Raw genomic sequence first — 2,936 nt, forward strand, 5'->3', positions numbered from 1 at the left:
CCGGCCATGCCGCCGCCGCGCCGGCCGCCACGTCCGCCCATCCCGCCGCCGCGCCGCTCGCCGGCCGGTTGGCCAGAGCCCGCGCCGCGGTCGAACTCGAGGGCCGCGATCTCCGGCGCGACGGACTGCTCGTAAGCCTGCATCTCGAAGCCGTCGATCACGCCGTCGCCGTTGACGTCGAGGCGTCGGAAGAAGCGCTCCGCATCGGCCTGGAACTCGCCGGCCGTCAGGCTCCCGTCGTGGTCGGCGTCGGCCCCGGCGAACCACGCGCCCAGGCCGTCGGCCCCTCGGAACGGCTCGCCGGACGGGCTGACGAACAGGCCGCGCCGCAGCCGGGCCTCGGCGCCCGCGGGGCCGCCGCGATGGCCGCGATACGCCCGGCGCGGTTCCGAGGCGCAAGCCGCCAGCGCCAGCATCAGCGCGCCCGCCACGATCGGCCGCCACATCGGCCCGGCCCTCCCTTGTCAGCGGAGCCAGCTTGGCCACGGCTTGCGGCTGAAATGCGCCGCTCGCGTCTCGGCGGCGAAACGGCGCGCGCAGGCGTGGCTTTGCAGCGGCCGCCGGACAGGCTCTAATCGCCGCGTCGGCTCGGGAGGCACGCCATGCTCGCCAGGTTCATCGTCCGCGCGCTGTTCGCCGCGCTTGGCCTGTGGATCGCGACCAAGCTGACGCCCGGCGTGCGCGCGAACAGCCTGGAGACCCTGCTGATCGCCGCCGTGCTGCTGGGCCTGGTCAACGCCTTCATCCGTCCGATCATCGTGCTGCTCACACTGCCGCTGACGATCGTGACGCTGGGCCTGTTCCTGTTGGTGGTGAACGCCGGGATGATCCTCCTGGTCTCGGCCTTCCTGCACGGCTTCCAGGTGCGGGGCTTCGCCGCCGGCGTCATCGCCGCGGTGATCACCGGCATCACCAGCTGGATCGGCCACCTGGTGGTGCGCGAAGGCCGCCGGGTCTAGCGCTGCAGGGCCGCGCCGGCCGCGAGCATCGCCTCCACCGTCGGCGCGTCATAGCCCAGTTCGAGCAGCACCTCGCGGGTATGCTGGCCGAGCTTGGGGGCGGGGCCCCTGGGCGCGGTCTCGACGCCCGGGAAGCGCACCGGCGAGGCCGGGCCCCAGAACGATCCGCCCCAGCCGTCTGGCGTCTCGACGAACACGCCCGCCTCGTGCGCCTGCGGGTTCATCTCCAGGTCGTGCAGGGAATCCATCGGCGCGAAGGCGATGTCCGCCGCTTTCAGCAGCGCGGAAGCCTCGTCCAGGGTCATCGCCCCGAACGCCGCGTCCAGCGCGCCGCGCACGGTGCGCACATGCTCGATGTCCGCATAGGGCGGCCGGTAGCGCGGATCCTCCAGCATCTCCGCCTTGCCGATCGCCCGCATCACGTTCGGATAGTCGTTGGGGCTCTTCACCACCACCACGAACCAGCGGTCGTCGGCGGTGTGGAAGAAGCCGGAGAAGGCGACCATCCGGTCGCGCTTGGGCTGGGCGGTGGTGACGTCGCCGTAGCGGAGCAAGAGCGACAGGTCCCAGCCGACCGCATAGGCGCCGACCCGCATCAGCGCGGTCTCCACCTGCCGGCCCTGGCCGGTGCGCGCGCGCTCGTGCGCCGCCGCCAGCACGCCCGACAGCGTGGCCAGCGCCGTGAAGTGGTCGCCGAACCCGGGCCGGCTCGGGAACGGCTCCTGGTCCGGCGGGATCATCGAGCGCGCCACGCCGCTCCTGGCCCAGAAGGCGGTGATGTCGAACGCCGCCTGATCGGCCATCTCGCCGGTCAGGCCGTAGCCCGTGACGTTGGCGTAGATCAGCTGCGGGCATTCGCCCTTGACGCTGTCGTAGTCGAGGCCGGCCCGCTTCAGCGAGCCCGGCCGGACGTTGGTGATGAAGACGTCGGCCTGTCGCATCAGCGCCAGCATGGCTGCGCGCCCCTCGGGCTTGCCGGTGTCCAGCACGATGCCGCGCTTGCCGCGGTTCTCCATGGTGAACACCGGATTGCCGGGGCTCTCGGCGGTGTCGGGGAAGAAGGCGCGGGTGGCGTCGCCGGCCGCGGACTCGACCTTGATCACGCTCGCGCCCCAGTCGGCCATCAACGCCGCCGAGCCCGGCCCCGCCACCCAGGTGGACCACTCCACGACCTTCAGGTCCGACAGCAGCATCGGCGTCACCTCGTGTTTTCCGGACCTATAGGGGGAGGGCGCGCGAAGCGTCCAGCCGCGCGGCGCTGCGGCGGCGAGCGGAGGGGCCCTGGGGGCGCACCGCGCGATGCGGACTCGCCGAGCCGCGCTCGGGGCGAGGCCAAAAGAAAAGGGCGGAGCCGAGGCCCCGCCCTTCCACCGAGATTGGTCGTTTGGACGCTTAGAAGTCCATGTCGCCCATGCCGCCGGGCATGCCGCCCGGGCCGCCGCCGCCGGTGTTCTTCTTCGGCGCCTCGACGATGGCGGCTTCCGTCGTGATCATCAGGCCGGCCACCGAAGCGGCGTCCTGCAGAGCCGTGCGGACCACCTTCGCCGGGTCGATCACGCCGGCCTGCACCAGGTCGACGTACTCTTCCGACTGGGCGTCGAAGCCGAAGGTCGCCGAGGTGTTCTCGAGCACCTTGCCGACCACGATCGAGCCTTCCACGCCGGCGTTCTCGGCGATCTGGCGGATCGGCGCCTGCAGGGCGCGGCGCACGATGGCGACGCCGGCCTCCTGGTCGTCGTTGTCGCCCTTGAAGCCGTCCAGCACCTTGGAAGCCTTCAAGAGGGCGACGCCGCCGCCCGGCACGATGCCTTCCTCGACCGCCGCGCGGGTGGCGTTGAGGGCGTCGTCGACGCGGTCCTTCTTTTCCTTCACCTCGACTTCGGTCGAGCCGCCGAAGCGGATCACCGCAACGCCGCAGGACAGCTTGGCGAGACGCTCTTGCAGCTTCTCGCGGTCTTCGTCGGTGGTGGTGTGTTC

At 71.9% G+C, this 2,936-nt stretch carries 3 protein-coding genes and 1 pseudogene; 1 reads left to right on the top strand and 3 read right to left on the bottom strand.

The window, feature by feature from the left end; translation table 11 throughout:
* Positions 1 to 446: pseudogene (locus Q0W60_RS17330) on the bottom strand (hypothetical protein); the annotation flags it as partial.
* 156 nt (positions 447 to 602) lie between these two features.
* On the opposite strand from Q0W60_RS17330, the gene Q0W60_RS17335 reads away from it, so the two are divergent.
* Positions 603 to 959 carry a phage holin family protein gene (locus Q0W60_RS17335; protein ID WP_297697329.1) on the top strand — a complete coding sequence of 119 codons (357 nt, stop codon included), beginning with the start codon at positions 603 to 605 and terminating at the stop codon, positions 957 to 959.
* On the opposite strand, the gene Q0W60_RS17340 is transcribed toward Q0W60_RS17335, so the two are convergent.
* Positions 956 to 2,152 (bottom strand): CaiB/BaiF CoA-transferase family protein, encoded by a 1,197-nt coding sequence (locus Q0W60_RS17340; RefSeq protein WP_297697330.1) that lies wholly within the window; start codon positions 2,150 to 2,152, stop codon positions 956 to 958. The genes Q0W60_RS17335 and Q0W60_RS17340 overlap by 4 nt on opposite strands.
* Before the next feature lie 199 nt (positions 2,153 to 2,351).
* Positions 2,352 to 2,936: TCP-1/cpn60 chaperonin family protein (locus Q0W60_RS17345; protein WP_297697331.1), on the bottom strand; the 585-nt coding region annotated here is incomplete at its 5' end.

Source organism: Phenylobacterium sp. (genome assembly GCF_025934275.1).
GTDB lineage: Bacteria > Pseudomonadota > Alphaproteobacteria > Caulobacterales > Caulobacteraceae > Phenylobacterium.

Coding starts and splice junctions, on each gene's coding strand:
- Q0W60_RS17335 (WP_297697329.1), top strand. CDS start 603: ATGCTCGCCAGGTTCATCGTCCGCGCGCTGTTCGCCGCGCTTGGCCTG.
- Q0W60_RS17340 (WP_297697330.1), bottom strand. CDS start 2,152: ATGCTGCTGTCGGACCTGAAGGTCGTGGAGTGGTCCACCTGGGTGGCG.